Below are 25,529 nucleotides of genomic sequence, written 5' to 3'. Positions count from 1 at the left end.
AATTAACTCTGAGGTGAGGAATTCCGGAGCTTTTCAGAAATGCTTGCCGCAGTCTCAACAACCGACGCGGCCAAGGTTTCAAGCTTGTTGTCGGGGAATCTGGTGATGGGCCCAGACACAGAAACTCCAGCGACGACATTCTCCAACGAGTCGAATACAGGCGCCGCGATACAGCGTAGGCCTGGAAAACGCTCTTCATCGTCGATTGCCCATCCTCTTTGCCGGGATGTCTGCAGCTCGTTTTTGAGCTGTTGTTTGTCCGTAATCGAGTTGGGAGTCTGCTGGACCAGTGTCAGAGGGGACAACAGCTTTTCAAGCGCTGCTTCGTCCATATACGCCATGATGGCTTTGCCGACACCGGATGTGTGAAAGTAAGCTGCGGTGCCATTTTTGATCGAGGCGCGGATCGGGTTTTCGGATTCCACTTGAATCAGATACAGCAACTGTCCTCCTTCCTCGATGGCAAGGTTCACGGTCTCTCCGGTTTCCTTGGAGAGCTTGCGCATCGCCGCTGGTGCGACCTCCAGCAAATTCGAGGCTTCTTCAAACGTGTTACCGATCCGATAGGCCTGCGGTCCGACGCGCCACTTACCATGTTCGGCATCGTTAACCACCATTCCTCGCTGTTGAAGCGTGGTCAGAAGCCGGTGCGCCGTCGCCGTTGGAATGCCTGTCGTTCTTGCGATGTCGACAAGCGTCGCGCCCCGCGCATCCGCGACGGCAATCAGGACACGAATCCCACGATCCAGCGCCCCGACCAGAGAACCTGCGGGCTTTTCTTCATTCGCTTTCAGACGCGGCCGTCCGCGTCTTGCAACTGTCTTTGGTTCATTCATTTTTGGCGCGTTTGTCATCTGGATTGTTGTGAAAAGAGTCTAGCTTGTTCGCAAGTGCAAAAAAATGAAAATAATAAATATAGCAAAAACAACAAATTGCGCCCATCTTGACGCTCAAAATGAAAGAGTTTCCAAAATATTTTGAAAAATCGCGAATCTGGCTTATCGTAGATTCTATCCGCTGGAGGGCGGGTTTGGTGCCAATGCCGAAGGGATATCGGCGACGGCCCAGTCTAGGGAGGAAACATGACAAAATCTTTGAACCGCAGAAACTTTCTGCGTGGCTCCGCTGTTGTAGGTGCTGGCGCGCTTGCTGCTCCGGCTGTCCATGCTCAGGAAGGAACGACAATGAAGATGCAGGCTGCCTGGGGCGGCGGCATCTTTCTTGAGAACGCTCAATCCTACGTCAACCGCGTCAACGAAATGTCCGGTGGCAAACTGACAATCGAACTTCTGCCTGTGAATTCGGTCGTAAAAACCAGCCAGATGCAGGACGCGGTTCACCGCGGCGTTCTGGACGCGGCGCATTATGTTCCGGCCTACTGGTACTCGAAATCCAAGACAGCATCGCTGTTCGGGACGGGTCCGTGCTTTGGCTGGTCCAGCCAGGAGGTTCTGGGCTGGGTGAACTATGGCGGCGGTCAGGAACTGTTTGACGAGCTGATGGGCATCCTTGGCCTGAACGTTGTTTCGTTCTTCAACTCGCCCATGCCCGCACAGCCACTGGGTTGGTTCAAAGAGGAAATCACAAGCTCGGATCAGATGAACGGTCTGAAGTACCGCACAGTTGGTCTTGCGGCAGATGTTCTCCTTGAGATGGGCATGTCCGTTGTGCAGCTGCCCGGGGGCGAGATCCAGCCCGCAATGAAGTCCGGCCTGATTGATGCGGCGGAGTTCAACAACCCCACATCCGACCGCGACTTTGGTATGCAAGACGTGTCCAAACACTATCATCTGGCCTCGTTCCACCAGAGCCAGGAGTTCTTCGAGGTCACGTTCAACAAGGACAAGTTCAACGCGCTTGCGCCCGAGCTTCAGGCGATCCTGAAATACGCGTCCGAGGCCGAGAACTCGAACTTCTACTGGAACAACACCAAGCGCTACGCCGACGATCTGGTGACGCTGGCCGAAGAGCAGGGCGTCAACGTGTATCGGACGCCTGACAGCGTCATGCAGGCCCAGCTTGAGGCTTGGGACGTTGTGGTCGAAAGGATCTCGAACGAAGATCCGTTCTTTGCCAAGGTCGTCGACAGCCAGAAGGCCTATGCGAAGACTGTCATGAACTACCTCAACCTCAACCAGCCTGACTACAAGCTGGCGTATAAGCACTACTTCGGCTGAGGCCTGACAACTCTTTGAAAACGGAAGGTCGCGCCGGTGCGCGGCTTTCTGAACTGCGGGCGGAACAGGCGAGGAACTGACCTTGATCAAGACAATCCACGCCATCGAAGGGCTAAGCCAATGGGTCGGCAAAGCCTTCGGTTGGTGCATCCTAATACTGACACTTTCGGTGTCCTACGAAGTGTTCGTCCGGTACGTGCTGAACAAGCCGACCGTCTGGGCGTTCGATATGATGGTTCAGATGTATGGCGCCCTGTTCCTGATGGCCGGGGCCTATGCGCTGGCGCAAGACGCTCATGTGCGCGGCGACGTGCTGTACCGCCTGTTCTCGGTCCGCTGGCAGGCGCGGGTCGATTTCGTTCTGTATATAATCTTTTTCTTCCCCGGTATGTTTGCCCTGTTCTGGTACGGCTGGGAAATCGCCAAGGACAGCTGGCGCTATGAAGAAGTCAGCTGGAACAGTCCCGCCAGAATTCAGATATATTTCTTCAAAACTCTGATCCCGGTCGCAGGTGTTTTGCTGATGCTGCAAGGTCTTGCCGAGATGGCAAGATGCTGGCTGGCGATGCGAAATGGCGTCTGGCTCGACCGTCTGGATGACGTACGTGAGACCGAAGACATGCTGATGGAATCAACCGTCGACCGAATTCATACAACAGGCACCAAGCAAGGAGGTCGCAGCGATGACTGACCCACAAGTCGCCATCCTGATGCTCAGCCTCTTTATTGTGCTGGTTCTGTTGGGCTTTCCGATTGCGTTCACACTGCTCGCCATGGGTGTCGCGTTCGGGTATTATGCCTACTACCAGTCCGCGCCCGAGAGCATTGCGGACATCTTCAACAACAACATCTTCTATCTGCTGAACCAGAACACCTATTCGGTGATGGAGAATGACACGCTTGTTGCCATCCCCTTGTTCCTGTTCATGGGCTACGTGGTCGAAAGGGCGAACATCGTCGACCGGCTGTTCTTTTCGCTCTACATGGCAGCCCGCAACCTGCCTGGGTCTCTGGCGATCGCGGCGCTGCTAACGTGTGCGGTTTTCTCGACAGCGTCGGGGATTGTGGGCGCAGTTGTCACGCTGATGGGATTGCTGGCCTATCCGGCAATGGCCAACGCGGGGTATCAGCGCAGTTTTGCCTCGGGCGTGATCTGCGCCGGTGGCACGTTGGGCATCCTGATCCCACCGTCGATCATGTTGATCGTCTACGCCGCCATTGCCGAGCTTTCTCCGCTGCGCCTCTATGCAGCGGCGGTCTTTCCGGGCCTCATGCTAGCGGGTCTCTACATCGTCTACGTCATGGTGCGTGTCTGGTTGAATCCGTCGCTGGCCCCCAAGCCGCAGGAGGATGATGTTCCGCCAAAACGGCAGATATACATGGACCTGCTGATCTCGTTCGTGCCGTTGACTGTTTTGATCCTGCTGGTGCTTGGCTCAATCCTCGGCGGTCTTGCAACACCGGCCGAAGCGGCGGCGATGGGTGCCTTGGGCGGGCTTGTGCTGGCCGTGCTCTACCGGTCGCTCACCTGGGACAAGGTCAAGCAAAGTGTCTTCCTCACGGCCAAGGCCACCGCCATGGTGTGCTGGTTATTCGTGGGCTCGTGGACCTTTGCGTCGATCTTTTCATATCTCGGCGGGCATGACGTAATCGAGCATTGGGTTGTTGGTATGAACCTTCAGCCCTGGCAGTTCCTGGTGCTCGCGCAGTTGATCATCTTCCTGCTGGGCTGGCCGCTTGAATGGTCCGAGATTCTGATCATCTTCGTGCCAATCTTCCTGCCCATGCTCGAGACGTTTGGCGTCAACCCGTATTTCTTCGCGATGCTGGTGGCTCTGAACTTGCAGACCTCATTCCTGACACCACCGATGGCCATGTCGGCCTACTATTTGAAGGGGGTCCTCAAGAACCAGATTCAGCTGATGGAGATCTTCCGAGGTCTGATGCCCTATCTGGCCATCGTTATCCTGTGCATGGTGCTGATGTATCAGTTCCCGGGTATCGCACTATGGCTGCCTGACTACCTGTTCGGGGTCTGGGTGCCATGACCAAACATGATCTGTCATTGTTCTCGGCGGTTCAATCCGCAGAGGGCATTCGGGACGGGCGTATCTCTTCCGAGGCGCTTGTTGAGGATTGCCTCAAACGCATCGAAGAGACCGACAGTACGATCCGCTCCTGGGCTTACTTGGATGCGGGCGTAGCCCTGGATCAGGCGCGTGAGCTGGATCGCATTCGCAAGGCCGGACGGGCGACCGGCCCCTTGCACGGGGTTCCCATTGGGCTGAAGGACATTGTCGACACAAAAGACATGCCCACGCAGCGGGGCACTCCGATCTTTTCGGGTCGGCAGCCGGAGGCAGATGCAAGGCTGGTTGAATGCCTGCGCGAGGCCGGCGCCGTTATCATGGGCAAGACCAAGACGACCGAGCTTGCCTTCATGCATCCGACCGACACGACCAACCCTTTCGACACGTCTAGAACACCAGGGGGGTCGTCCAGCGGATCTGCTGCGGCCGTTGCGGCCAGGCATGTGCCTCTGGCCATCGGCACTCAGACCGGGGGCTCGGTCATCCGTCCGGCCTCTTATTGCGGCGTCTATGGTTTCAAACCCTCGCGCGGAATGATCTCGCGACATGGGGTTTTCAGGACGTCGGTCTCTTTGGACCACGTTGGGGGGTTCGCCAACGCGCTGGAAGATATCGCTTTGTTGACAGACGTGGTGGCTGGATATGACCAGCGCGACCCCGCCAGCTTTGCCCGGCCGCGAGCAGATATGCTAGCCGGTGCGCAGGCCGAGGTTCCGGTCGAACCGAACATTGCCTGGCTGGATTTTCCGTTCAACGACCGCCTTGATGAAGATGCCCTTGAGGGGCTGAACGCCGTTATCGAGGGGCTTGGTGGAAGGGTCGAGCGTTTTTCGGTATCGCCGCAACTGGCCGATCTGATCACCGTTCATAAAACGATCTATGACTACGAAATTCGCCAAAACATGGCCGAAATCTCGAACGCGCATTGGCCGGACCTCAGCCCTGAGATGCAATCCGCAATCACCCGCGGCGGAGATATCAACGAGGCCCAATATAAAGACGCCTTGGCGGTCATGGCGTCCGCTCAGGGCTTCTTTGCCGAGTATTTCAATGAATTCGACGCAATCCTGGCCCCGGCAGCAACTGGCGAAGCCGTGCCGCTGAGCGCCGGTCATACCGGAGATTCCGTTTTCTGCCTCACCTGGACACTGGCAGGTTTGCCCTGCCTCACGCTGCCTTTGTTGGTGGGGCAGAATGATCTGCCCATTGGTGTCCAACTGATCGGCGCGGTCGAAGAAGACGACCGGCTTCTTCGGACAGCTTCATGGGTTCAAAGAACCCTCAGAACGCAAGAATAGAAGGGAGAGCAATCTTATGTCACGACTGACAAATATTCTCATGGGCCTCATCGGTACCGGCCTGATGATGGTGTTCGTCCTCGGGCTTGCCCACAGTATCTCGACCGGTTTCGCCGGGTTCTGGGGCGGGTTTCCGTTCTTGTGTATTGCGGTCTTCGTCATAGCCCTGGCGCTGTACAATTTCTGGGAAGACGCGATCAAAAAGGACTGACCCCATGAGCGATAGACCCGTTCTCTGGCTACCGCGTCGGGTGTCCGATGCCACGATTGCGCGCGCGCGACAAGGCTATGACGTGATCCTGAACGAGGCCGACACGCCGGGCACGGCGGACGAGATCATCGCCATGAGCGCAAGGGTCGACGCGATGATGCCCTGTCACTCGGAACATTTCTCGGCCGAGGTCGTCTCAAAGCTTGAACCACGGCTGAAGATTGTGGCGAACCACTCGGTGGGTGTAGATCATTGCGACCTTCCGGCGCTGGCTGCGAAGGGGATTGTCGTGACAAACACGCCCGACGTCCTGTCAGACGCCACGGCTGAGCTTGCGATGTTGCTGATGCTGGGTGCCGCGCGGCATGCGGTCCGAGGGGACCGCCTGATGCGCACCGGTACTTGGGACAGCTGGAGCCCGTCTTTCATGGTCGGCAAACAGCTCACCGGCGCTCGGCTTGGGATTGTCGGTATGGGTCGTGTGGGCCGCGCGTTCGCAGAAAAGGCGCGCGGGTTTGATATGGAGGTTCACTACTTCAACCGCACCCGCCTGTCGCCTGAACAAGAGCACGGAGCCACATACCACGACAGCATCGAAACGTTGTTGATGGTGGCGGATTTCTTGTCACTGCATTGTCCTGCAACACCGGAAACCGTGAACCTGATGGATGCCCAAAATCTGGCAAAACTGCCTGACGGCGCGGTTCTGGTGAATTCGGCGAGGGGTGCGCTTGTTGACGAAGACGCGCTTCTGCACGCGATCGAAAGCGGCAAGCTGGCCGCTGCCGGGCTAGATTGCTTCAAGACTGAACCGGGTGGAAACCCAAAATTCGCCGCGCATGAAAACATCTTCATGCTGCCGCATATCGGCAGCGCCACAACCAAAACCCGAGACGCGATGGGCTTTCGCGCCTTGGACAATCTGGATGCCTTTTTTGCGGGCCAAACACCGCGAGACCTTTTGTAGTAGAGGATTTAACGAATGGCTAAACTTGCTTTTCTCGGCCTGGGCGTGATGGGCTATCCGATGGCAGGCCACTTGCAGGCCGCAGGCCACGAAGTAACGGTTTTCAACCGGACGGCAGCTAAAGCTGAAGCCTGGGTTGCCGAACATGGTGGCTCGATGGCCGCAACCCCGCGCGAGGCGGCCGAGGGGGCAGAATTTGTCATGACCTGTGTGGGGAATGACGATGACCTACGCAGCGTTTGCACCGGGGCAGACGGAGCTTTCTCCGGGATGTCGCAAAGCACAACGCTCGTGGATCACACGACCGTTTCAGCTAAAGTCACACGCGAGTTGTATGCGGCAGCGAAGGATCAGGGTTTGGGCTTTGTAGACGCGCCGATTTCGGGCGGTCAGGCGGGGGCCGAAAACGGTGTCCTTTCGATCATGTGCGGCGGGGATCAGTCTGTTTACGATGCAGCCGAGCCGATCATGCAGGTCTATTCGAAGATCTGTCGTCGGATTGGCGAAAGCGGTGCGGGTCAGATGACGAAGATGAGCAACCAGATTGCGATCGCCGGTCTGGTTCAGGGTTTGAGTGAAGCCCTGCACTTTGCCAAGAAAGCCGGTCTGGACGGGCGCGCGGTCGTCGAGGTTATCAGCCAAGGCGCAGCTGGAAGCTGGCAGATGGCGAACAGGTACGAGACGATGCTGGACGACCACTTTGACCACGGGTTTGCCGTAGATTGGATGCGCAAAGATCTGGGGATTTGTCTTGATACTGCAAATGAAACCGGGGCGAGCCTTCCGGTGACGGCGTTGGTCGATCAGTTTTACAAGGATGTTCAGAAACTCGGCGGCGGCCGCTGGGATACTTCGTCTTTGCTAAAGAGACTTCGGGCTCTGGATTGAACAACACGTCTGCGATTTCGATGCCTCCCAGCTGAGCGCTTGCAAAGCAAACCGAGGTAGGGCGGCGATTTGCCTGACACGCAGTTCAAGCGCCAGATGGTTCGCTAACCCAGACGCTTCTTGAACCTCAGCGTTGCTGCCAGCAATCCGAAAATGGCAAAGCCGATCATCCACAGGATCTCTGACCGCAGATCATAGAGAGAGGCATCGCGCAGAACCACGCCTCGGATCATCTCCATGAAATGCGTCGCCGGCAGCACCTGTGCGATGATTTGCACCGGATGGGGCATGCCGTCGAACGGGAACATGAACCCCGACATCAGGATCGATGGCAGCAGGATAAAGAGGGTCATCTGCATCGACTGAAGCTGGTTCTGGGCCAGAGTTGAAATCACCAGCCCCAACGACAGGCTGGCGATGATGAACAACAGCGTCACCACCAGCAATGTGCCCAGCCCTCCGTTTATGGGGACGTCAAACAGCAGATGACCTAGCCCCAGAATGATCGCGACCTGGATCAGACCCAGAAAGATGTAGGGGATGATCTTGCCCAGCATCAACTCGATCGACTTGATCGGCGTGTTGATCAGCATCTCCATATTGCCGCGTTCGCGTTCCCGAACGATCGCGGCCGAGGTGAACAGGATCATCGTCATCGTCAGGATCACCCCCACAAGACCCGGCACGATATTGACCGCTGATCGCTGTTCAGGGTTGAAGTACAGCGTCACCTCAAATGTCGGAACCTGCCGGTTTGCAGGCAGTCTTAGTAGTTCGGTCAAGGGCATTGTCCGCAGGGATTTGATCGCGTTTGCCACCATCGTGTCCGAGCCATCGACGATCCAATGCGCGACGGGTCGACTGCTGGTTTGATCTGTTGAATTGGGCAAGCCTAGCCCGACAGACGGGCTGCGGGCAAGGCGTTGGCTGACGTCTGGGGGGATGATCAGTGCGGCCCGCACGCGGGATTGTGTGATCGCGCGCTCGGCCTCTTGTGGGGTGGTCAGGTGCTCGGTGACGGTCACGACCTGTGTGGCCTGAACCATCTGCGTCAACATGCGGGACAGCTCGGTTCGGGATTGATCGACAACAGCCACAGGCACGTGGCGCAGATTTGTGTTGATCGCATATCCGAACAACAAAAGCTGGATCAGCGGGATCATGATGACCATGGCGAAGGTCATCCTGTCCCGCCGGAGCTGCAACAGTTCTTTCCTGAGGACGGCTGCGATCCGGCGGGCCGAGATCATGGGTTTTCCCCCCGCGTGGCGCTGACAAAGACGTCTTCAAGATTTGGCCTCTGGGGTGTCAAGGACAGATCGGAGAAACCCTCAAGCCGGGCGCGCAGCATGTCCACCGGCTGAGGTTCGGACTTGTCCACCAGAACCCGCAAGCGAGAGCCGACCTGAGCGGTCGACAATATCTTTGGCCTGCCGTCCAGCTCATGTTTGACCTTGCGCAGATCCGGACCTTCGACCTCGACAACGTCGGCTTGAAGATCATTCATAAGCTGGCGCGGTGATCCATCCGCTTTCTTGACACCATGCTGAAGGATGGCCAGACGGTGGCAGCGCTCGGCCTCATCCATGAAATGGGTAGAAACGATCATGGTGGCACCCTGATCGACCAGATCGAACAATTGCTCCCAGAATGTGCGGCGTGTTTCGGGATCAACGGCCGAGGTCGGCTCGTCCAGAAACAGCAGTTTAGGCCGGTGCAGGATCGTGGCCGCAAGGGCCAGCTTTTGCCGCTGTCCGCCGCTCATGCTGCCGCTGAGTTGATTTACGTTTGTTATCAGGTCGTAGGTGTGCAGCAGTTCGTCGATACGATCTTTCGCTGCTTTTACCGGGATACCGTAGATTTCCGCCGCGAACCTGAGGTTCTCCAGCACGGTCAGGTCGCGGTAGTAAGAGAAGATCTGGGTCATGTACCCGATCTCATTCTTCAGCGGTTCTGCTGCCTCAGGCATGGACCGGCCCAGAACCGAGATGGATCCGCTGGTCGGTGTCAGTAGCCCGGTCAACATGCGCATGGTCGTGGTCTTGCCACATCCGTTGGGGCCGAGAAACCCGTAGATCTGGCCTGTTCTGATCTCAAGATCCAGATCGTTGACGGCGGTGTTTGTTCCGAACTGCCGGGTCAGGCCGCGTGTCGACACAACGACATCCGTCATGGCATGGGAACCTGCACTGGAACCCCGGCAGGCAGGTCCGGCGACGCTGAGGGCAGATCAATTTCGGCCAGATAGACAAGCCGCGTCCGGTCATCTTGGTTCAAACCATAGTAAGGGGTGAAGGATGCGTCGTCGCTGATCCAACGGACCACGCCGTCCAGCGGGTCATCCAGCCCGTCGACATTCACCTCCAGCGTATCGCCGGGTTTCAGATTCACGCGATGCGGTTCGGGCACATAAACGCGGGCATAGGGCGTCTGGCCGGTGACCAGAACGGCCACGGGGCTGCCGGTTGTCACTCGTTCACCAAGGTTCCAGGGCAGTGAGTCCAGCACGCCGTCGCGTGTTGCGACAACGGTCAGATCCTCCAATACGGTCTGTTCCGCGTCAACCGACGCTTCGGCTGCGCGGACGTTGGCTTCGGCGACGGCGAGATCTTCGGGGCGGGTGCCGTTCTGAAGCTCTTTCAACGTTTCCTGAGCACCGACCAATTCGGCCCGCGCAGAGTCCCGCAAGGCCAGATCATTTGCGACCTGCGCCTCGGTCACGACCGAGTTTTCAACCAAACGGGCATTGCGTTCATAGATTGCTTCAGCATCGGCCAATCGCGCGGTAGCCCCGGCGACCTTGGCTTGGGCAATTGCGATCTCTTCGTCGCGCGGCCCGACCTGCAGCTTCAAAAGGGTGGCTTTTGCTTTTTCCAGTTCCGCCTGAGCCAGGTTCAGCTTTGCGGTCTGCAATGTGGGATCAAGTTGAACCAGCGTATCTCCGGCCGCAACGACTGAGCCCTCGGCAACGGGAAGATCGACGATGATTTCGCTGGCCGTCGCAGTCAATGCGACGCGGTCGCGTGCCAGAACACCTAGGGCCACGCTCGTATCCGAGGCAGAGCATCGGTCCAGAACCGCAGGCAGCATTGCCGCCAATATCAAGGGTATGGGGATCGACAAATTCAGCACGGGGTCCCTCCGGGTGTTAACCTCTGGTCGCGTTGGACGGTTTGTTGAACCATACAATCATGAAATCGGAATTGTATATATTGTCCAGCCTTCCGCGGAGACCACTCCAGGGGATCACGCAATGCGTTGTGCTGGCCTCAAACCTTAAGCTTGTACTGACACACCATTTCCCTGCCATGCCATCGGCAGTTTTGGATCAATCGGGTTCTCAAAAGCGTTAAAAGTCAAAACGCGCGCTGTCATAGCGGGCGAATAGAACGTCACAGTCATCAGAATCCGGTCGAATGGGTCTGGGGAAATCCAGAATTTCAAACCCACGGCGCGACAAGGCACGAAACAGCTTGCGCGGGTGGATTTCGGCGCCCGGCTCTTTTGGCGCTAGGTCTACCCCCAGCTCACGCAAGTCACGAAGGAACAGGCGAGGTGTCGAACGTGTCATGTCGTGGCCCGGTCTGGTTGGTGTTCAAGAAGGATGTTCATCGGCTTGGGGCTTATCACCTCGGGCGCGTGCATTTGCGCATGGTTCAAAAAGGCCTGTCACAGCCACCGATACTCGGAGGTTTCCATCTGCAGCGATCGGATCATGGCGCGGATCAACCCTCGGGGCAAGCTTGGGTCATAGAGTGTTGTCTCATGCAGTTCCGGCGGCGTGATTTCTTTCATTTCACGCAGGGCAGGGCCGATGATCGGTAATCCGAAACTTAAGGCCAGTGAAACAGTGCCCGAGCTGAAAAGCTCGAAATAGGGGGCCAGAAAGAAATGCGCGTTCGAGAAGATTTCTGGGATCTCTTCATCCGGGATACGGTCGGTGCTGAGCGATATGTTCTCATTCCAGCCGAGACGCCGCAGCAACCGTCTTTGGCTGCCGAAAGCCTTGCCGTACATGTTCAGACGATAGTCATAGTCCCGCTTTGCCAGCTTGGCGGCGGCGTCCTGGATGCGCTCAGCCCCTTTTTCTCCTCGAAACATGCCGAAGAACAAAACGCGGTTGGGTTGCGATCCGGCATGGGGCGCGCCAGTGTGATGTTTTGCGGCTCATATGACCTGAGATAGCTTGGATGGGAAATCACATGAATACGGCTCGGGTCAGCCCTGTATTCCGAGATCATGTGATCGCGGGCATGGGGGGCGTGAACGTGGATGGCGTCGGCCCGATTGACCAGCGATTGGCGGGCCTGGAGAAAGCCGTCAAGGTTGATCACCTTGTGCGGGCGGGCGTTTTGAATGGTCCAGACCAACCGACCGCCCTGCGCGCATCGATACATCAGACTGCGCCGATAGGGGTTTCCTCCGGCGGTCGGAATGTACGGTATCCGAGCAGATTGTCAGGCGCAGGTGGTGCCTTACTCAGCTATGGCCAGGCTGACCGTCGAACAGGGGCTTGCGGTTCCCTCGATGACGCTCAACGAGTTTCGCCATCCACTTGCCCTTTTCCGGCACCAATCTCGCCGTTAGCGGCTGAAAACCAATTGTTACGCATTCAGGGAAAAGCTCTTTGATCTCTTGCCGCGCTTCGGGCGAGATGGCCTGCATAGTCAGCGGCCCCAGAAAGAGGCTTTCCGTGGGCGTGCCGTTGGACCAGATAATCTCATGCTGATCGAACAGGATGTGGTGATACCTCACTCCGCCAGCCAGGTCGTCCAGAACATCGATACCGCTCAACGGCAGCAGTTTCTTCGCTGGCAGCAGGACATCCTGACAGTCGAACATCCGCTTGGCGATGGCCGAGGAAACTAGAATCCGGTGCTGAGGCGACACGATCAGATCGCGCCGTGGATAGCCGGGACCCAACGCATCCGCCCGGATCACAATGGGTTTGAGGTGCGGTTTGTCCTCAAGCTGAGTTCCGCTCAGGTCACGAGAGCCAATCCAGCAAACCGGCTGCAGACCGTTGTCATATGTCAGGACCTGATCGCCGACCTTCAGGTCCTCGACCTGAACGAGCCCATCTGATGTTTCGATCAGTGTTCCGGATGCAAAACAGGGTACATCCTCGAATTCACCGCTCGCATTGGTCGGGCCGGTCACGACCTGATCGATTTCGATGGTGTTGTCACCATCCTCGTTCCAGGCTGCCGCGATTGCGTCGGTGTTCACGGTCAGGCCGTTGAACAATTCCAACGGGACAAGCGCGCCATCGTTGGACTTCACACCGAACAGGGCGATGGTCCCGTCCGGGTTCACCTCGAGCCGGACAACAGGATCAGTGTCCGAATTTTGAAGCTGCCATACGGCAGGCGTATTCACCTCGTACCGGTCGCCATCTGCAAATCGCACGGTTTGACCGGAGGTTCCGCTAATCTGGAACTGCAGCTCATTGGGTGCTCCGGCAGGGCCGCCGACAAAAAGATCAACACCGTTGATCTGCACGCTGAAGCTGTTGTCGAGCAGCCTGAAGTCGATAACAAAACCCCCGCCGGGGGTTGTGTCCGTAAATGTGGTGGATGCGCCGCCGACGATGCTGAAATCTGGCATTCAAGTCTCGTTTCAACCTGTAACCTGTTTTCCTTCCGTAGACGCGTAAACCCTTGCTTCTTCAAGACAGAAATTCGTTCATTTTGTGAAAAATTCGCCCCTGACGTCAGGTCCATTTGTTTTGGTTTTGCCCTAGACTGACGTGGGAATCCGCGGGCAGCGTCCTGACGCATATTTGGGGCGGGAGCGCGCGCCTCTCGATGGCGTGTCGTGCTCAGGCAGCCTCGTCCAGAGTGCGCAAAATCCAATCTCTTACCTTTCGCGCATCATCGGACAGAGGGGTTTTCTTGGACCAGACCAAATAGAACCCTTTGCCGGTCGTCCATTGCCAATCGGATCGGGCAGCCAGCAGACCCTGATCGACAAGACGGTCGGTCAGGTGTTTCCAGCCGAAGGCAAAGCCCTCACCGGCCATCGCCGCCTGCAGGACAAGCGCATAGTCATTCAATCGCAACCCCGTGTTCGGAACCGCTGTCCTGATCGAGAAATTGGCGAACCAATCGCTCCAACTCGGACGCTGACGAATGGGTTCTTCCAGATGAATGAGGCGTTGGGACAGGAGATTGGGCAGGCTTCTCAGATCAACTGCGGCGGCCATGACGCGGGGCGAGGCGACAGGATAGATCGCCTCGGGCGCGATCAGGGCGCTTTCGCAATCCGCCCAGTTTCCATCCCCCAGACGCACCGCCAGGCTGATGTTTTCCGCGTCGATATCCGGTTCCCGGTCACTGGATTGCAGGCGCAAGTCGATTTTCGGATGCTGGCTTTGCAGATCGACCAGTCGCGGCATGATCCAATAGTTGTTGAAGGCTGTCGATGCGCTGAGGGTGACGTAGCCCGCCTGTTTGGTCTGCTGAATGGACTCAACCGACAGGGCCAATTGCTCGAACGCGCGCGAGACATCCGCCAGCAGTCGCTCGCCGGCTCCGGTCAGGACGACCTGACGGTGACCGCGGGTGAACAGAGGTGTTCCCAGGCCTTCTTCCAGCCTGCGAATGGCAACGCTGACGGCGGGTTGTTGCACGTTCAGCTCCTGCGCGGCGCGGGTAAAGGACTGAAGGCGGGCGGCGGCCTCGAATACGACCAGATTACGAGGGGATCCAAGCTGTTTCCAGAGTTCTAGCATAATCTGTGTTTATGCTAAGCATTCAAATTTTCAAGCGTCACATGCGTTTTCTTGGCAGTTAATATGCACCCAAAAAATGGAGTGCTATTAATGGCTCGGCGCGCACGTCAATCCCGTTCCCGCGGTTCCGAGGCTGGTTCTGTCCCGGCCTCCCCTTATATCCAACGAAAGTTGGCGTTCTTTGACCCCCTGAACGAGGAAGATCTGGCCCGCCTTGAGGCTCAGGTCGACTGGATTTTCCAGGATGTGGGAATCGCCTTCCGCGACGACCCCGAAGCGCTGGAGCTGTGGCGCCGCGAAGGGGCGCGGATCGAAGGCGATATTGTGCGGGCCGACGCGCAATGGATTCGCAGCCTGTGCGCCAAGGCGCCCAAAAGCTTCACTCAGATGGCGCGCAACCCCGAGCGTTCGGTGGTCATCGGTGACGGCAATCAGGTTTTTGCACCTGTCTACGGCGCACCTTTCGTGCGTGATCTGGAAGGCGGTCGTCGCTATGGCGACATCGAGTCGTTCGAAAAGCTCGTGAAACTGACCTACATGCATCCGAACCTGCACCACGGCGGTTTCGTGACCTGCGAACCCTGCGACGTGCCGGTGAGCAAGCGTCACCTCGATATGATGTTCGCGCATATGACCCTCAGCGATAAGCCGCATCTGGGTGCGATCACCGAGATGAGCCGCGCGCAAGACAGTGTCGACATGGCCGAGATCATCTTCGGCGCGGATTTCATGGAAGACAACTGCGTCATCATGGGCAACGTGAACACGAATTCTCCGCTGCTGGTCGACCGCGTTGTCACCGAAGCGGCGCGGATCTATTCATCGCGCGGCCAAGGTATGATCGTGGTTCCGTTCATCTTGTCCGGTGCAATGGGTCCGGTCAGCACTGCCGCCAGTGTCGCACAGGCCATGGCCGAGGCGATGATGGTCTGTGCTTACGTCCAACTGCTGCGCCCTGGAGCGCCTTTTGTCCTGGGCAACTTCCTGTCGTCCATGTCGCTGAAATCCGGCGCACCGACCTTTGGTATGCCCGAACCTGTGATCTCCAACTACGCCATCGGCCAACTGGCCCGCCGCGCCGGTCTGCCGCTGCGTTGCGGCGGCTCTCTGACGGCTTCCAAGATCGAGGACGCGCAGGCCGCCTATGAATCGGCGGATTCGATGCATTCGACCATGCTGGCCGGTGCAAACTTCGTTCTACACTCGGCGGGTTGGCTCGAAGGCGGCCTGTGTACTGGTTTTGAAAAGCTGATCATGGATGCGGACCGTCTTGGCTCATACCAAAAGGTCCTCAGCCAAGGGTTAGACACCAGCGACGACGCCTTCGCCCGTGACGCCTATGAAGAGGTCGACGCAGGCGGTCACTTTCTGGGCTGCGCCCACACCATGCGCAACTACCAGACCGCATTTTACGAACCCAAGCTGAGCGACAGCGAAAACGTCGAAAGCTGGGAAGAGGGCGGCTCCAAGGACATGCGCCGCCGCGCCTATGAGCGCTGGAACCAGATGCTGAGCGAATACCAACCCCCCGCAATGGACGAGGCCAAGAAAGACGAACTGGCCGCCTATGTGGCCAAACGCAAAGAAGAGATCCCGGACGCCTGGTACTAAAACCGGGATCCCTTCATCTGGCCAGAAATACCTTCGGGGGTGAATTGAGCCACAGGCTCAAGAGGGGGCAGACAGCCCCCTTCCCCCATCACCACAAGAAAACGACACAGGAAATTCCCATGCCTGAGATTCAAAAAGACGAAACCACGTCTGGCAAAAAGCTGCCCTCCCACGCCAAGGTCGTTGTCATTGGCGGCGGCGTTGTCGGCTGTTCGATCCTCTTTCACCTGGCCAAGTTCGGCTGGAAAGACGTTGTCCTGCTGGAACGTGACGAGTTGACATCCGGCTCCAGCTGGCACGCGGCGGGTCAGATCCACACGATCAGCTCGGACCCTAACATCTCGCGCCTGCAGAGCTATACCATTGATCTCTATAAAGAGATCGAGGAAACCTCGGGTCACTCGGTCGGCATGCACATCACCGGCGGTTTCTACGCGGCGTCGACCAAGGAATGGTACGACTACCTTAAGCGTGAGCGCTCGAAAGCGCGCTACATGGGCCTGCATCAGGAATTCATCAGCCCGCAGGAACTGGCCGAGCGTCACCCGCTGATCGACCCCAAACACTACCATGCCGCCCTCTGGGACGAGCAGGACGGCGACGTCGATCCTTCGGGCGCAACCTACGCCTTCGCGAAATCCGCCCGTCACCACAGCGCGCAGTATTTCACCCATTGCGGTGTAACCTCGATGAGCCAGCGCCCCGATGGCAGCTGGGATCTGACCACCCCCAAAGGTGTCATCAACGCCGAGCAGGTCGTGAACTGCGGCGGTCTCTGGGCGCGCGAAGTGGGCCATATGTCGGGCATCCATCTGCCCGTACAGCCGATGGAGCACCACTATCTGATCACCGACGCGATCCCGATGATCAAAGACCGCATGGAAAGCATGGGCGAAGCCGGTCGTCTGCCCGCGGGCATCGACTATGAGGCCAACATCTACTTCCGTCAGGAACGCCACGGCATGCTGTTGGGCACTTACGAGCCGAAATCGACCCCGTGGAAAGTCGATGGTACGCCATGGGATTTCGGCCACGAGCTGCTGCAACCCGATCTGGACCGCATCGCCGACCGTCTGGAAATGTCGTTCGAGCGTATCCCCGCCATCGGCGAATCCGGTATCAAGGACACCATCAACGGCCCGTTCACCTTTGGCCCCGATGGCAACCCGATGATCGGCCCGGTTCCGGGTATGAAGAACTACTGGGTCGCTGTGGGCGTCATGGCAGGCTTCTGTCAGGGCGGCGGCGTTGGTCTGACCATGGCCGAATGGATGATCGACGGCGAGCCTTCGATCGACGTCTGGGCGATGGACGTGGCGCGCTTTGGCGAATTCGCAACGCCGGATTGGGGCACCATCAAGTCCTCGGAAAACTACGAGCGTCGTTTCGTGATGACCTTCCCGAACGAAACGCTGCCCAAGGGCCGGATGCAGAAAACCACCGCGCTCTATGATCGTCTGATCGACAAGGGTGCCGTGATGGGTCAGGGCTTTGGTCTGGAAAACGCGCTGTGGTTTGCCGACAACGCCGAAGACTCCCATGAAACCCCGACCTTCGAGCGCAACCGCAGCCACGACTATGTCGCGCGCGAAGTCAAAGCCGTGCAAGAGGCCGTCGGCGGTGTCGAAATCGCCAACTTCGCGAAGCACGAGTTCAAGGGCGCTGGCGCGCGAGACTACCTGAACCGCACTCTGGCCGGTTACGTCCCGAAACCGGGCCGTCTGGCGCTGACCCCGATGCTGACCGAAAAAGGCCGACTATACGGTGACTTGACCGTGGCATGCCTGGGTGACGATCACTTCATGCTGTTCGGTTCTGGCACGATGCAGGACGCACACAGCCGTTGGTTCGAAAAGGACCTGCCTGCGGACGTGTCCTATGCCAATGTCTCGGATGACTGGCACGGGATCGCTTTGTCTGGTCCGAAATCGCGCGAGCTGCTGGCCCGTATCACCCGCGACGACGTCAACGCTGATGCGCTGAAGTTCCGCGATCTGCGCCAGACCTTCGTGGGCGGCGTGCCGGTGATCCTGAACCGTATCTCGTTCTCGGGCGAGCTTGGTTTTGAGATCTACTGCAAGCCGATGTACCTGCTGCGTCTGGCCGAAGCGATCGAAGAGGCCGGGGCCGATCTGGGTTATCGCTGGTACGGCGCGCGTGCGCTGATGTCGCTGCGTCTGGAAAAAGGCTGGGGTGTCTGGACCACCGATTTCCGTCCTGACTTCAACGCGGTCGAATCCGGCATGGATGCCTTCATTAACTGGAAGAAGGACTTTGTTGGCAAAGACGCGACGCTGAAGTTCAAGGAAGATGGCGTTGCCCGCAAGCTGGTCACCATGACCATCGACGTGGACGGCATCGACGTCTCGAATGACGAAGCGATCCTGAAAGATGGCGAAGCGGTCGGTTATGTCTCGTCCGGCGGCTATGGTCACCGCGTCGGCAAGTCGATGGCGATGGGCTATGTCGCAACCGAGAGCGCCGCTCCGGGAACCAAGCTTCAGGTGGAAATCCTGGGTGAGTTCTACGATGCCGAAGTTCTGGGTGCACCCGCCTATGATGCCAATGGCGCCAATATGCGGACGTAAGAAAGGAAAGCCGGAATGGGTCGTCCCGAGATCAATTTTGCAGATGCAAGCATACGGGTGAATGAGCTGAACCGGTTCATTTTCCTTTTGACGCCAGGGTTCTCTGCTTTGGACCTTGGGGCCGGGATCGACTCATTGGGGGCGGCAAATGCCGCCTCCGAGCAGGCTGTTTTCGAATGGAATATCGTAAGCGAAACCGGCGATGCGGTGACCTCATCCTCGGGGATGACGGTTGCTGTTGATGGCGGTTTGATCAAGACCCGCCGGGGCGATTGCATCGTCATTTGCGGGCCAATGACCGTGGATCGGTCGATCTCGACTGAGTTGAAATCGTGGTTACGGCAGGCGCGTCGGTTCGGCGTTCAGCTTTGCGGTATCGGGGGTGGGTCCGGCATTCTGGCCATGGCCGGGGTGGCCAGCGGCCAGAGCCTGAGCGCGCATTGGAAACAGCAACCCGTGATGGTTGAGCTGTTTCCGACCGTGGAATCCAACTGCTCGGTCTTTGTGGATGAAGGCCCGATTGCGACCTGTGGCGGTGGTGTCACCACGCTCGATCTGTTCTCATCGCTGATCGGTCAGGCCTGTGGTCAGACCGTTGCCTCCCGCGTGGCGGATCAATTGCTATATGCGTCGGTGCGTCCAAAAGATGGCAGGCAGACGCAGACGGATCTGTTCCGCTTTGGCCGCCGTCATGAGAAACTGGCGACCGCCATCATGATCATGCGCGAAAACCTTGAAAACCCGCTGTCGCCAAGTGTCGTGGCCGAAAGCGCGGGCCTCTCGACCCGACAGCTTGAGCGCCTGTTTCAACGGTACGTTGGCACAAGCCCGAAGAACTATATGACGCGCCTGAGGCTCGAGCGTGCGCGCACCCTGTTGCAGCAAACCGACATGCGGGTGCTGGATGTGGCCATCGCCTGCGGCTTTGGCTCGGCCAGTTATTTTTCTAAATGCTTCCGCCGGTATTTCGGAACGTCTCCGCATATGCAGCAGAAGTCGGTCTGAAAGACCGAGCTTCAGTCCGAAAACCTCTTCTCAGCCCGCGCTGGTCGAACGATTGTGGTGCAGAATACGCCCAATCGTGTTCATGAGGATTTGTGCAGCCAAAATGGCGGTGCTGCCCGTGTGATCGTAATCCGGGGCCACTTCGACCAGATCCAACCCCACCACATCCCCACGCTGGGTCAAACCATCGAGCAGTTCCAGCACTTCGTAGTACAGGAACCCACCGTGGCTGGGTGTACCGGTCCCGGGCGCGATGGAGGGATCGAACCCGTCAATGTCTATGGTGACGTAGTACCTGGCGCCTTCCGGTATCCGGTCCAAAACGGCCTCGGTCCCCAGCTTGCGCAACTGCCGGACCGACAGGATGTCTGACCCCATGCGACGGGCGTCCTCATAGCCCTCTTTTGCGGTCGACGAGACGTTGCGAATGCCAATTTGCGTCAGGCCCGAAACATATGATTTCTCCGCCGCACGCCGCATCGGGTTTCCGTGCCCGAACCGAACCCCGTGCCGTTCATCCACGAAATCCAGATGCGCGTCGATCTGAACAAGGTGAATGGGGCCGTTCTTTTCGCAATCGGCAGCAAAGGCATCAATGCAGGGGATGTTGACCGAATGATCTCCGCCCAGAACCACAGGCAGAGCCCCGGCCTCAAGGCATTTTTCGACACCGAGCTTTATGTTCTGGTGGCTTTTTTCGGTGCTGGTATGCACGATATCGGCGTCGCCCAGATCCACGATCCGGGTGGTTTCCGACGGAAGGTAGGTGATGTCATCCTCATGGTCGTATGCACCGCCATGCCCGAAGGAAAACAGGGTCGAGGCCTCGCGGATGGCGCGCGGCCCGAACCGCGCGCCGGGCCGGAACTGAGTGCCAAAATCGAACGGAGCGCCAAGGATCGCGACTTCAGCGTCGATCACATCCCAGTCGCTGACATAGGGATATTTGCCAAAGGTCGAGATCCCGACAAAGGGCAAGTTTAACCGACCGCCTTCATATCCATGTGCGCTCATTCTTCAGTCTCCAACCGCTATTCTTGCGCCATAGTGTGGGATAATTTTCAGAAGTGCCATAGGGTTGTGGAGAAGAGGGCGAAATCTATCGCCACGCTCAGCGCATCACAAACGGGTTCGACATGGGTTGATCAGAGGTGTTCAGCCATACGGTCTTGGTGCGTGTGTAGTCCTGAATGGCCTCGATCCCCGCTTCGCGGCCATAGCCGGATTGGTTGTAGCCGCCAAACGGCGCGATGGGGGACACCGCTCGATAGGTGTTGATCCAGCAAATACCGGCCTTCAATCGGGACGACACGCGATGCGCGCGGGCGACATTTTCGGTGAACACGCCCGATCCCAATCCGAACGGGGTGTCGTTGGCCAGAGCGATTGCTTCCTCTTCGGTGTCGAAGGGCAACAGGGACATGACAGGCCCGAACATCTCGACCTTCAGAGTCTCGGTCTCGGGTGATGCACATTCGACCAGAGTGGGCGCCATGAAGTTTCCGGGTCGGTCGAGGGGCGCGCCGCCAAACCGAATACGCGCGCCCTGATCGGAGGATTTTGCCAGTACCGTCTTAATATTGGCGATCTGCGCATTGGTGCAAAGCGGCCCGATATGGGTTGCGGCGTTCAACGGGTCACCCACGACAACGTCTTTCATCTTCTCTTCGATCCTAGCTGCCAAGGCCTCCAGAATTGGGCGATGTATCAAACCACGTGAGCCGGCGACGCAGCTTTGCCCGGAGGCCCCAAAATTACCTGCGATCAGGCCATTGGCGGCCCCGTCCAGATTGGCATCGTCAAACACCAAAATCGGGGATTTTCCCCCAAGCTCCAGCGTGGTTGCGGCGAAGTTTTCGGCCGAGTTGCGAACCACATGGCGCGCGGTTTCCGGGCCGCCGGTGAAGGCGATGCGATCCACGTCGGGATGTCGGGTCAGGGGGATCGCGCAGTTTTCCGCGTCACCCGTGATAACCGAGACGACGCCGGGCGGGAAGCCCGCCTCCTCTACCAGACGCGCGAATTCCAGCATCGGAGCGGGCGCAATCTCAGAGGCCTTCAGCACCACCGAACATCCGGCGGCAAGGGCTGGCCCCAGCTTGGTCGCCGTCAGGAACATCTGCGCGTTCCAGGGCACGATAGCGACGACGACGCCGATCGGTTCGCGTCGGGTAAATACATGCAGGTTGGGCTTGTCGATCGGAAGCACCGCACCTTCGATCTTGTCGGCCAAACCAGCATAGTAACGATAGTAGTCGCCGACATAGGCCGTCTGACTTGCCGTTTCGGCCAGAAGCTTTCCGCTGTCTTTCGTCTCAATCTCGCCGAGGCGCTCGGCATTTTGTTCGATCAGCTCTGCAAGCCTGAATAACAGTTTGCCGCGTGCGGTCTGCGTCAGATCCCGCCAAGCCGGGTCATTCAGGGATCGACGCGCCGCCGAGATGGCGCGATCCATATCCTCGGGCGCGGCGCAGGCGAAACTGGACCATGCCTCGCCCGTAGCAGGGTTTTGCGAGGTCATGACCTGCCCTTTGGCGCCCTCGGTCCAGGTTCCGTCGATGAAAAGCTGATAGTGTGGGTTCTGTTGCATCACGGGTCCTCACTGAAACTTTGGCATCACGTCGTCGATGAACCGGGCCAGCGAAGCGCGCTTGCGCTCAAAGCTCATGCCGCTGTCGATCCAGAACGAGTATTCATCATAGCCAAGGTCTTCATAGTGCTTCAGGCGATCCGTGACCTGCTCAGCCGTGCCAACTGTCAGATCGCGGGCCATGTTTTCAGGTGCCATCATGGTGTTGGCGGCCATTTCCTCATCGGTCAGAGTTTGGATCAGCCCCTGATGCACGGGGCGCTTGTTCTGGAACCACGCGCCAAAATAGTTGTAAAAACGAGAAAGCTCTTGCGTGGCCTGATCCACATCAGCGGCGTCCTGTCCGACATAGGTGTGGTGAAGCAGCATGATCTTGGGGCGCGGCCCGTCATAGTTGGCGCAAGCATCATTGAAGCGACCTATCAAACTCTCAATCTCTGCGTTGCCTTGCCAGAGCGGTGTGACCTGAATGTTGAAGCCATTCTGGACGCCGAATTCATGGCTGTTCGGGTCGCGGGCCGCGATCCAGATCGGTGGCCCTCCGTCCTGAACGGGTTTCGGCGCAGAGGTGGTGGCAGGGAATTGGAAATACTCTCCCTCATGGGCGCAATCGCCTTCCCACAATTTGGGCAACAGGGGGGCGATTTCCCGCATGCGCTGGCCCGCGTCCCAGGCATCCATGCCGGGGATCAGCCGTTCATACTCATAGGAATAGGCCCCGCGCGCGATACCCAGTTCGATGCGTCCCCCGGTCATCAGGTCGGCTGCGGCGGTTTCACCGGCCAGTTTGATCGGATGCCAGAACGGGGCGATGACCGTGCCCGTGCCAAGGCGGATGTTTTTAGTGTGATGCGCAATATCGACCAAAGACATCAATGGATTGGGCGCGATGGTGAAATCCATCCCGTGATGCTCGCCCGTCCACACCGCGCGCATCCCGGCGTCATCGGCCATTTTGCACAGCTCAATGAACTCTTCATACAGTTTCTCATGAGGCTGTTCGGGATTGAGCCGCTCCATATGAGCAAAGAGGGAAAACTCCATCATTCAGTCCTTTCCGAGAGAGTATGTACATCGCCCCGCTGTGCGTCGCCGAGGTAAAGGGAAAAATCGCGGGTCAGGCTTTCAAACGCAAAGCGGGACATCATGGTGGCGATGGCCGGGGTTGCGAATGTCAGGTCTGTAAGCTGCTCGATGGCAACCGCTTCAAGGGTGCTGTTGAGCGGCAAAGCCGGTGCCGACGCGAGCGTATAGACATGGTGCGTCGTGGCATCGTCGTAGACAGAATAGACCGCACCCAACTGCGCTGCGATCTCGCGCTTTGCCAAGTCTTGCTGTAGGCTTTCGCGCAGGGCTTGATGATCCGACAAGCTGATCTGCGGCGGGCGGTATCCGAATGCGGTTTTCTCCAACAGCACTTTTCCGTCGCATTCAATGATTGCGCCGCAAACCACGTGTCGACCCGTGGCTTCCAATGCGCCACGCTCGAGGCCAAGACTGAAATACTGCCCGTTTGCGTATCCGAGGCCTCGGGTTTCGGCATAGGAATAGGCCTCAACCTCTCCGATCAGAATACAGTGATCTCCGGCCTCGACGGTTTGATGGGTCCGGCATGAAAACGTCGCGACCGCGCCGTCCAGAAGAGGGACATGATGAGCGTTCAGCTGATGCGCGGTTTTCGCAAATCGATCCCCTTTGAACCCGGCGAAGGTGTTTGAGACATCCTCTTGCCCCTCAGCCAGAATGTTCACCGCGAAATGCTCGCAGCACGTGAAGGCATCGTAGGAGGACAGGTTCTTGCCCGGGCAAACCAGCAAGAGCGGCGGGTCCAGAGAAACGGATGAGAAGGAGTTGGCAGTAAACCCCAACGGCGTGCCTGAGGCATCACGCGTCGTAACAACAGTGACACCGGTCATAAAACTGCCAAAGGCGCGCCGCAGATCGCGAGGATCGAGACTGGTCATTGTTGCACCTCATTCAGAAAGGTTGACAGGGCGGCGTTAACCTCCGCGGCATGGGTCATCGGCATCATATGCGCGGCACCCTTGACGATCTGCGCCCGCCCGTTCGGAGCAAGCTCGGCCATGGCGCGCGACATGTCCGGGGTCGAATTGGGCTCAAGATCACCCGTTATGAACAAGGCGGGGCAGCTGAGCGTCTTCAAATCGTCCCGGCGCGGGATCGGACTGTTGGCAAACACTGTATAGGCTTGCTTATAGGCCGCAGGATCTGTCGCGGTCAGCCAAGTCCGGCAGGCAGCGCATTCGCGCGGATCAGTATCACCAAACCAACGCTGCAGAGTGCCCGTCGGATCACTTGGTGTTTGACCGTCAAGCGCTGCGGCTCGGGTTGTGACGGCCTGTGTGGCCTCGGCGCTACGTTCGAAAATGGCGTTCAGTGCGACGACACCCGCGACCTGTTGCCGTGCCCTAGCTGCCAGATCGAGAGCGATCATTGCGCCCATGGAATGACCAACAACTACGGTTGGTCCACCCAGTTGATCCAGAACGCGCAATGTAGCTTCGGTGTATCCCGACAACTCTGCGCTCGTGTTGCCTAGTTGGCTTTCGCCATGACCGGGCATGTCCGGTGCGGTCAGACGCGCCACGGATGCCAGCGCGTCCAATTGGGCGCCCCAGGCCTCGGCGCGCAAACCGACACCATGCAGCAGCAGGACATTCGGTCCCGCTCCGGTCTGGATTGCTGCGAGCCCGCCGATCTCAGACCGCGGCCGGGTTGTCCACGTCATGGCCCAAATCCTTGAGGTCCTGATAACGGTCACCAATACGGTGATGCGGCCGACCCGAGGTCGCCGCACCAAGCACCACAACGATCTCATCGTCTCGTGGCGCATCGGGGATCGCAAATTGGATGGTCAGATAGTGCGAGCGCCGCCCGGCGTCGTTCTTGTCCATCAGCGGCACCATGATCGGAGCGTTCGCGGGCCCTCGGATGTTGGTAAAGGCCAGATAAGACTTTGCGTCAACGGCCTGCCGGTAGTGATTGCCAAAGCGCAGAGTGTGAATGAGGCCCGAGGCATGCTCGACCTCGCCATTCAGACCAACCACGGCGGCCTTGCCATAAGCCTCGATCGCATCCCCGCTGCCAGCCAGCGCAATCATGCGCTTGGTCATCATTTCACCCAAGACGGGACCGTAGGCCTGAATCTCGGGCTTCAGGTCTTCGACATATCGGCCAGCCCATGGGTTGGTGACTACAGCGGCCACTGCAAACATTCGCCATGGGGTTTTTGCGGGGCGAAACCCCTCGACCAGAACCTCTTCGTCATAGGTTACGATTTTGCGTATTTCCGGCTGCATAAAACTTCTCCTGTCGCGCGGGCCGACGTTAGAAACGGGGCTGATTTTTGA

Annotated in this window: 25 protein-coding genes; 10 read left to right on the top strand and 15 right to left on the bottom strand. The window is 58.2% G+C overall.

What is annotated here, in order from left to right:
• Window positions 1-2 precede the first annotated feature (2 nt).
• Window positions 3-836, bottom strand: coding sequence for an IclR family transcriptional regulator (locus tag ACR0JF_RS07440; RefSeq protein ID WP_170747516.1), 834 nt, complete (start codon window positions 834-836; stop codon window positions 3-5).
• A 246-nt stretch (window positions 837-1,082) separates the two neighbouring features.
• On the opposite strand from ACR0JF_RS07440, the gene ACR0JF_RS07435 reads away from it, so the two are divergent.
• The 7 genes from ACR0JF_RS07435 (at window position 1,083) to ACR0JF_RS07405 (ending at window position 7,631) form a co-directional block, all read left to right on the top strand.
• Window positions 1,083-2,177, top strand: coding sequence for a TRAP transporter substrate-binding protein (locus ACR0JF_RS07435; protein WP_170380352.1), 1,095 nt, complete (start codon window positions 1,083-1,085; stop codon window positions 2,175-2,177).
• A gap of 82 nt (window positions 2,178-2,259) precedes the next feature.
• The gene (locus ACR0JF_RS07430) at window positions 2,260-2,868 is read left to right on the top strand and encodes a TRAP transporter small permease subunit (RefSeq protein WP_170380353.1); all 609 of its coding nucleotides are present in this window, start codon (window positions 2,260-2,262) and stop codon (window positions 2,866-2,868) included.
• Window positions 2,861-4,225: a TRAP transporter large permease gene (locus tag ACR0JF_RS07425; protein WP_170380354.1), complete on the top strand. Its 1,365-nt coding sequence runs from the start codon at window positions 2,861-2,863 to the stop codon at window positions 4,223-4,225. Before ACR0JF_RS07430 ends, ACR0JF_RS07425 begins: the two co-directional genes overlap by 8 nt.
• Window positions 4,222-5,565 (top strand): amidase, encoded by a 1,344-nt coding sequence (locus tag ACR0JF_RS07420; protein WP_170747517.1) that lies wholly within the window; start codon window positions 4,222-4,224, stop codon window positions 5,563-5,565. Before ACR0JF_RS07425 ends, ACR0JF_RS07420 begins: the two co-directional genes overlap by 4 nt.
• Before the next feature lie 16 nt (window positions 5,566-5,581).
• Window positions 5,582-5,776 carry a hypothetical protein gene (locus tag ACR0JF_RS07415; RefSeq protein WP_170380356.1) on the top strand — a complete coding sequence of 65 codons (195 nt, stop codon included), beginning with the start codon at window positions 5,582-5,584 and terminating at the stop codon, window positions 5,774-5,776.
• Window positions 5,777-5,780: 4 nt separating this feature from the next.
• Window positions 5,781-6,743: a 2-hydroxyacid dehydrogenase gene (locus tag ACR0JF_RS07410; protein WP_170661441.1), complete on the top strand. Its 963-nt coding sequence runs from the start codon at window positions 5,781-5,783 to the stop codon at window positions 6,741-6,743.
• A 15-nt stretch (window positions 6,744-6,758) separates the two neighbouring features.
• A complete protein-coding gene (locus ACR0JF_RS07405) occupies window positions 6,759-7,631 on the top strand; it encodes an NAD(P)-dependent oxidoreductase (protein WP_170661442.1) in 873 nt (290 codons plus the stop codon).
• 104 nt (window positions 7,632-7,735) lie between these two features.
• Here the strand turns inward: ACR0JF_RS07405 and ACR0JF_RS07400 are convergent, their stop codons facing one another.
• From ACR0JF_RS07400 to ACR0JF_RS07365, 8 genes are all read right to left on the bottom strand, one after another.
• A complete protein-coding gene (locus ACR0JF_RS07400) occupies window positions 7,736-8,881 on the bottom strand; it encodes an ABC transporter permease (protein WP_170661443.1) in 1,146 nt (381 codons plus the stop codon).
• Complete coding sequence (locus ACR0JF_RS07395) at window positions 8,878-9,804, bottom strand: ABC transporter ATP-binding protein (protein ID WP_170661444.1); 927 nt, start codon at window positions 9,802-9,804, stop codon at window positions 8,878-8,880. The genes ACR0JF_RS07400 and ACR0JF_RS07395 overlap by 4 nt, the downstream gene beginning before the upstream one ends.
• Complete coding sequence (locus tag ACR0JF_RS07390) at window positions 9,801-10,763, bottom strand: HlyD family secretion protein (RefSeq protein ID WP_480669076.1); 963 nt, start codon at window positions 10,761-10,763, stop codon at window positions 9,801-9,803. The genes ACR0JF_RS07395 and ACR0JF_RS07390 overlap by 4 nt, the downstream gene beginning before the upstream one ends.
• Window positions 10,764-10,980: 217 nt before the next feature.
• Window positions 10,981-11,202: a hypothetical protein gene (locus ACR0JF_RS07385; protein ID WP_170661445.1), complete on the bottom strand. Its 222-nt coding sequence runs from the start codon at window positions 11,200-11,202 to the stop codon at window positions 10,981-10,983.
• 98 nt (window positions 11,203-11,300) lie between these two features.
• Window positions 11,301-11,732: a glycosyltransferase gene (locus ACR0JF_RS07380; protein ID WP_170661446.1), complete on the bottom strand. Its 432-nt coding sequence runs from the start codon at window positions 11,730-11,732 to the stop codon at window positions 11,301-11,303.
• Window positions 11,651-12,001, bottom strand: coding sequence for a glycosyltransferase family protein (locus ACR0JF_RS07375; protein ID WP_170747518.1), 351 nt, complete (start codon window positions 11,999-12,001; stop codon window positions 11,651-11,653). The genes ACR0JF_RS07380 and ACR0JF_RS07375 overlap by 82 nt, the downstream gene beginning before the upstream one ends.
• 109 nt (window positions 12,002-12,110) lie before the next feature.
• Window positions 12,111-13,238, bottom strand: coding sequence for a Hint domain-containing protein (locus ACR0JF_RS07370; RefSeq protein WP_170661447.1), 1,128 nt, complete (start codon window positions 13,236-13,238; stop codon window positions 12,111-12,113).
• Between the two features lie 214 nt (window positions 13,239-13,452).
• Window positions 13,453-14,364 (bottom strand): LysR substrate-binding domain-containing protein, encoded by a 912-nt coding sequence (locus ACR0JF_RS07365; protein WP_170661448.1) that lies wholly within the window; start codon window positions 14,362-14,364, stop codon window positions 13,453-13,455.
• 90 nt (window positions 14,365-14,454) lie between these two features.
• Between ACR0JF_RS07365 and ACR0JF_RS07360 the strand changes: the two genes are divergently transcribed.
• From ACR0JF_RS07360 to ACR0JF_RS07350, 3 genes are all read left to right on the top strand, one after another.
• Window positions 14,455-15,975 (top strand): trimethylamine methyltransferase family protein, encoded by a 1,521-nt coding sequence (locus ACR0JF_RS07360; protein WP_170661449.1) that lies wholly within the window; start codon window positions 14,455-14,457, stop codon window positions 15,973-15,975.
• 119 nt (window positions 15,976-16,094) lie between these two features.
• Complete coding sequence (locus ACR0JF_RS07355; protein ID WP_170661450.1) at window positions 16,095-18,563, top strand: FAD-dependent oxidoreductase; 2,469 nt, start codon at window positions 16,095-16,097, stop codon at window positions 18,561-18,563.
• Between the two features lie 15 nt (window positions 18,564-18,578).
• Window positions 18,579-19,568, top strand: coding sequence for a GlxA family transcriptional regulator (locus ACR0JF_RS07350; RefSeq protein WP_170661451.1), 990 nt, complete (start codon window positions 18,579-18,581; stop codon window positions 19,566-19,568).
• Window positions 19,569-19,598: 30 nt separating this feature from the next.
• Here the strand turns inward: ACR0JF_RS07350 and speB are convergent, their stop codons facing one another.
• The 6 genes from speB to ACR0JF_RS07320 form a co-directional block, all read right to left on the bottom strand.
• A complete protein-coding gene (gene speB, locus ACR0JF_RS07345; protein WP_170661452.1) occupies window positions 19,599-20,582 on the bottom strand; it encodes an agmatinase in 984 nt (327 codons plus the stop codon).
• A 97-nt stretch (window positions 20,583-20,679) separates the two neighbouring features.
• A complete protein-coding gene (locus ACR0JF_RS07340) occupies window positions 20,680-22,158 on the bottom strand; it encodes an aldehyde dehydrogenase (protein ID WP_170661453.1) in 1,479 nt (492 codons plus the stop codon).
• A gap of 9 nt (window positions 22,159-22,167) precedes the next feature.
• Window positions 22,168-23,202, bottom strand: coding sequence for an LLM class flavin-dependent oxidoreductase (locus tag ACR0JF_RS07335; protein WP_170661493.1), 1,035 nt, complete (start codon window positions 23,200-23,202; stop codon window positions 22,168-22,170).
• A complete protein-coding gene (locus ACR0JF_RS07330; protein ID WP_170661454.1) occupies window positions 23,202-24,122 on the bottom strand; it encodes a flavin reductase family protein in 921 nt (306 codons plus the stop codon). The genes ACR0JF_RS07335 and ACR0JF_RS07330 overlap by 1 nt, the downstream gene beginning before the upstream one ends.
• Window positions 24,119-24,907: an alpha/beta fold hydrolase gene (locus ACR0JF_RS07325; protein ID WP_170661455.1), complete on the bottom strand. Its 789-nt coding sequence runs from the start codon at window positions 24,905-24,907 to the stop codon at window positions 24,119-24,121. Before ACR0JF_RS07325 ends, ACR0JF_RS07330 begins: the two co-directional genes overlap by 4 nt.
• Window positions 24,879-25,478, bottom strand: a complete 600-nt coding sequence (locus ACR0JF_RS07320; protein ID WP_170661456.1) for an amino acid synthesis family protein — start codon at window positions 25,476-25,478, stop codon at window positions 24,879-24,881. The genes ACR0JF_RS07325 and ACR0JF_RS07320 overlap by 29 nt, the downstream gene beginning before the upstream one ends.
• Between the last annotated feature and the right edge of the window lie 51 nt (window positions 25,479-25,529).

Source organism: Ruegeria sp. BG11 (genome assembly GCF_056538565.1).
Note: the sequence above shows the minus strand (reverse complement) of the source record. Positions and strands in the feature narration are given on the sequence as shown.

Bases quoted from the DNA above. Each gene is read 5' to 3' on its own strand.
- ACR0JF_RS07440 (WP_170747516.1), bottom strand. From the start codon at position 836: ATGAATGAACCAAAGACAGTTGCAAGACGCGGACGGCCGCGTCTGAAA.
- ACR0JF_RS07435 (WP_170380352.1), top strand. From the start codon at position 1,083: ATGACAAAATCTTTGAACCGCAGAAACTTTCTGCGTGGCTCCGCTGTT.
- ACR0JF_RS07425 (WP_170380354.1), top strand. From the start codon at position 2,861: ATGACTGACCCACAAGTCGCCATCCTGATGCTCAGCCTCTTTATTGTG.
- ACR0JF_RS07420 (WP_170747517.1), top strand. From the start codon at position 4,222: ATGACCAAACATGATCTGTCATTGTTCTCGGCGGTTCAATCCGCAGAG.
- ACR0JF_RS07415 (WP_170380356.1), top strand. From the start codon at position 5,582: ATGTCACGACTGACAAATATTCTCATGGGCCTCATCGGTACCGGCCTG.
- ACR0JF_RS07410 (WP_170661441.1), top strand. From the start codon at position 5,781: ATGAGCGATAGACCCGTTCTCTGGCTACCGCGTCGGGTGTCCGATGCC.
- ACR0JF_RS07405 (WP_170661442.1), top strand. From the start codon at position 6,759: ATGGCTAAACTTGCTTTTCTCGGCCTGGGCGTGATGGGCTATCCGATG.
- ACR0JF_RS07400 (WP_170661443.1), bottom strand. From the start codon at position 8,881: ATGATCTCGGCCCGCCGGATCGCAGCCGTCCTCAGGAAAGAACTGTTG.
- ACR0JF_RS07395 (WP_170661444.1), bottom strand. From the start codon at position 9,804: ATGACGGATGTCGTTGTGTCGACACGCGGCCTGACCCGGCAGTTCGGA.
- ACR0JF_RS07385 (WP_170661445.1), bottom strand. From the start codon at position 11,202: ATGACACGTTCGACACCTCGCCTGTTCCTTCGTGACTTGCGTGAGCTG.
- ACR0JF_RS07380 (WP_170661446.1), bottom strand. From the start codon at position 11,732: ATGTTTCGAGGAGAAAAAGGGGCTGAGCGCATCCAGGACGCCGCCGCC.
- ACR0JF_RS07370 (WP_170661447.1), bottom strand. From the start codon at position 13,238: ATGCCAGATTTCAGCATCGTCGGCGGCGCATCCACCACATTTACGGAC.
- ACR0JF_RS07365 (WP_170661448.1), bottom strand. From the start codon at position 14,364: ATGCTAGAACTCTGGAAACAGCTTGGATCCCCTCGTAATCTGGTCGTA.
- ACR0JF_RS07360 (WP_170661449.1), top strand. From the start codon at position 14,455: ATGGCTCGGCGCGCACGTCAATCCCGTTCCCGCGGTTCCGAGGCTGGT.
- ACR0JF_RS07355 (WP_170661450.1), top strand. From the start codon at position 16,095: ATGCCTGAGATTCAAAAAGACGAAACCACGTCTGGCAAAAAGCTGCCC.
- ACR0JF_RS07350 (WP_170661451.1), top strand. From the start codon at position 18,579: ATGGGTCGTCCCGAGATCAATTTTGCAGATGCAAGCATACGGGTGAAT.
- speB (WP_170661452.1), bottom strand. From the start codon at position 20,582: ATGAGCGCACATGGATATGAAGGCGGTCGGTTAAACTTGCCCTTTGTC.
- ACR0JF_RS07340 (WP_170661453.1), bottom strand. From the start codon at position 22,158: ATGCAACAGAACCCACACTATCAGCTTTTCATCGACGGAACCTGGACC.
- ACR0JF_RS07335 (WP_170661493.1), bottom strand. From the start codon at position 23,202: ATGGAGTTTTCCCTCTTTGCTCATATGGAGCGGCTCAATCCCGAACAG.
- ACR0JF_RS07330 (WP_170661454.1), bottom strand. From the start codon at position 24,122: ATGACCAGTCTCGATCCTCGCGATCTGCGGCGCGCCTTTGGCAGTTTT.
- ACR0JF_RS07325 (WP_170661455.1), bottom strand. From the start codon at position 24,907: ATGACGTGGACAACCCGGCCGCGGTCTGAGATCGGCGGGCTCGCAGCA.
- ACR0JF_RS07320 (WP_170661456.1), bottom strand. From the start codon at position 25,478: ATGCAGCCGGAAATACGCAAAATCGTAACCTATGACGAAGAGGTTCTG.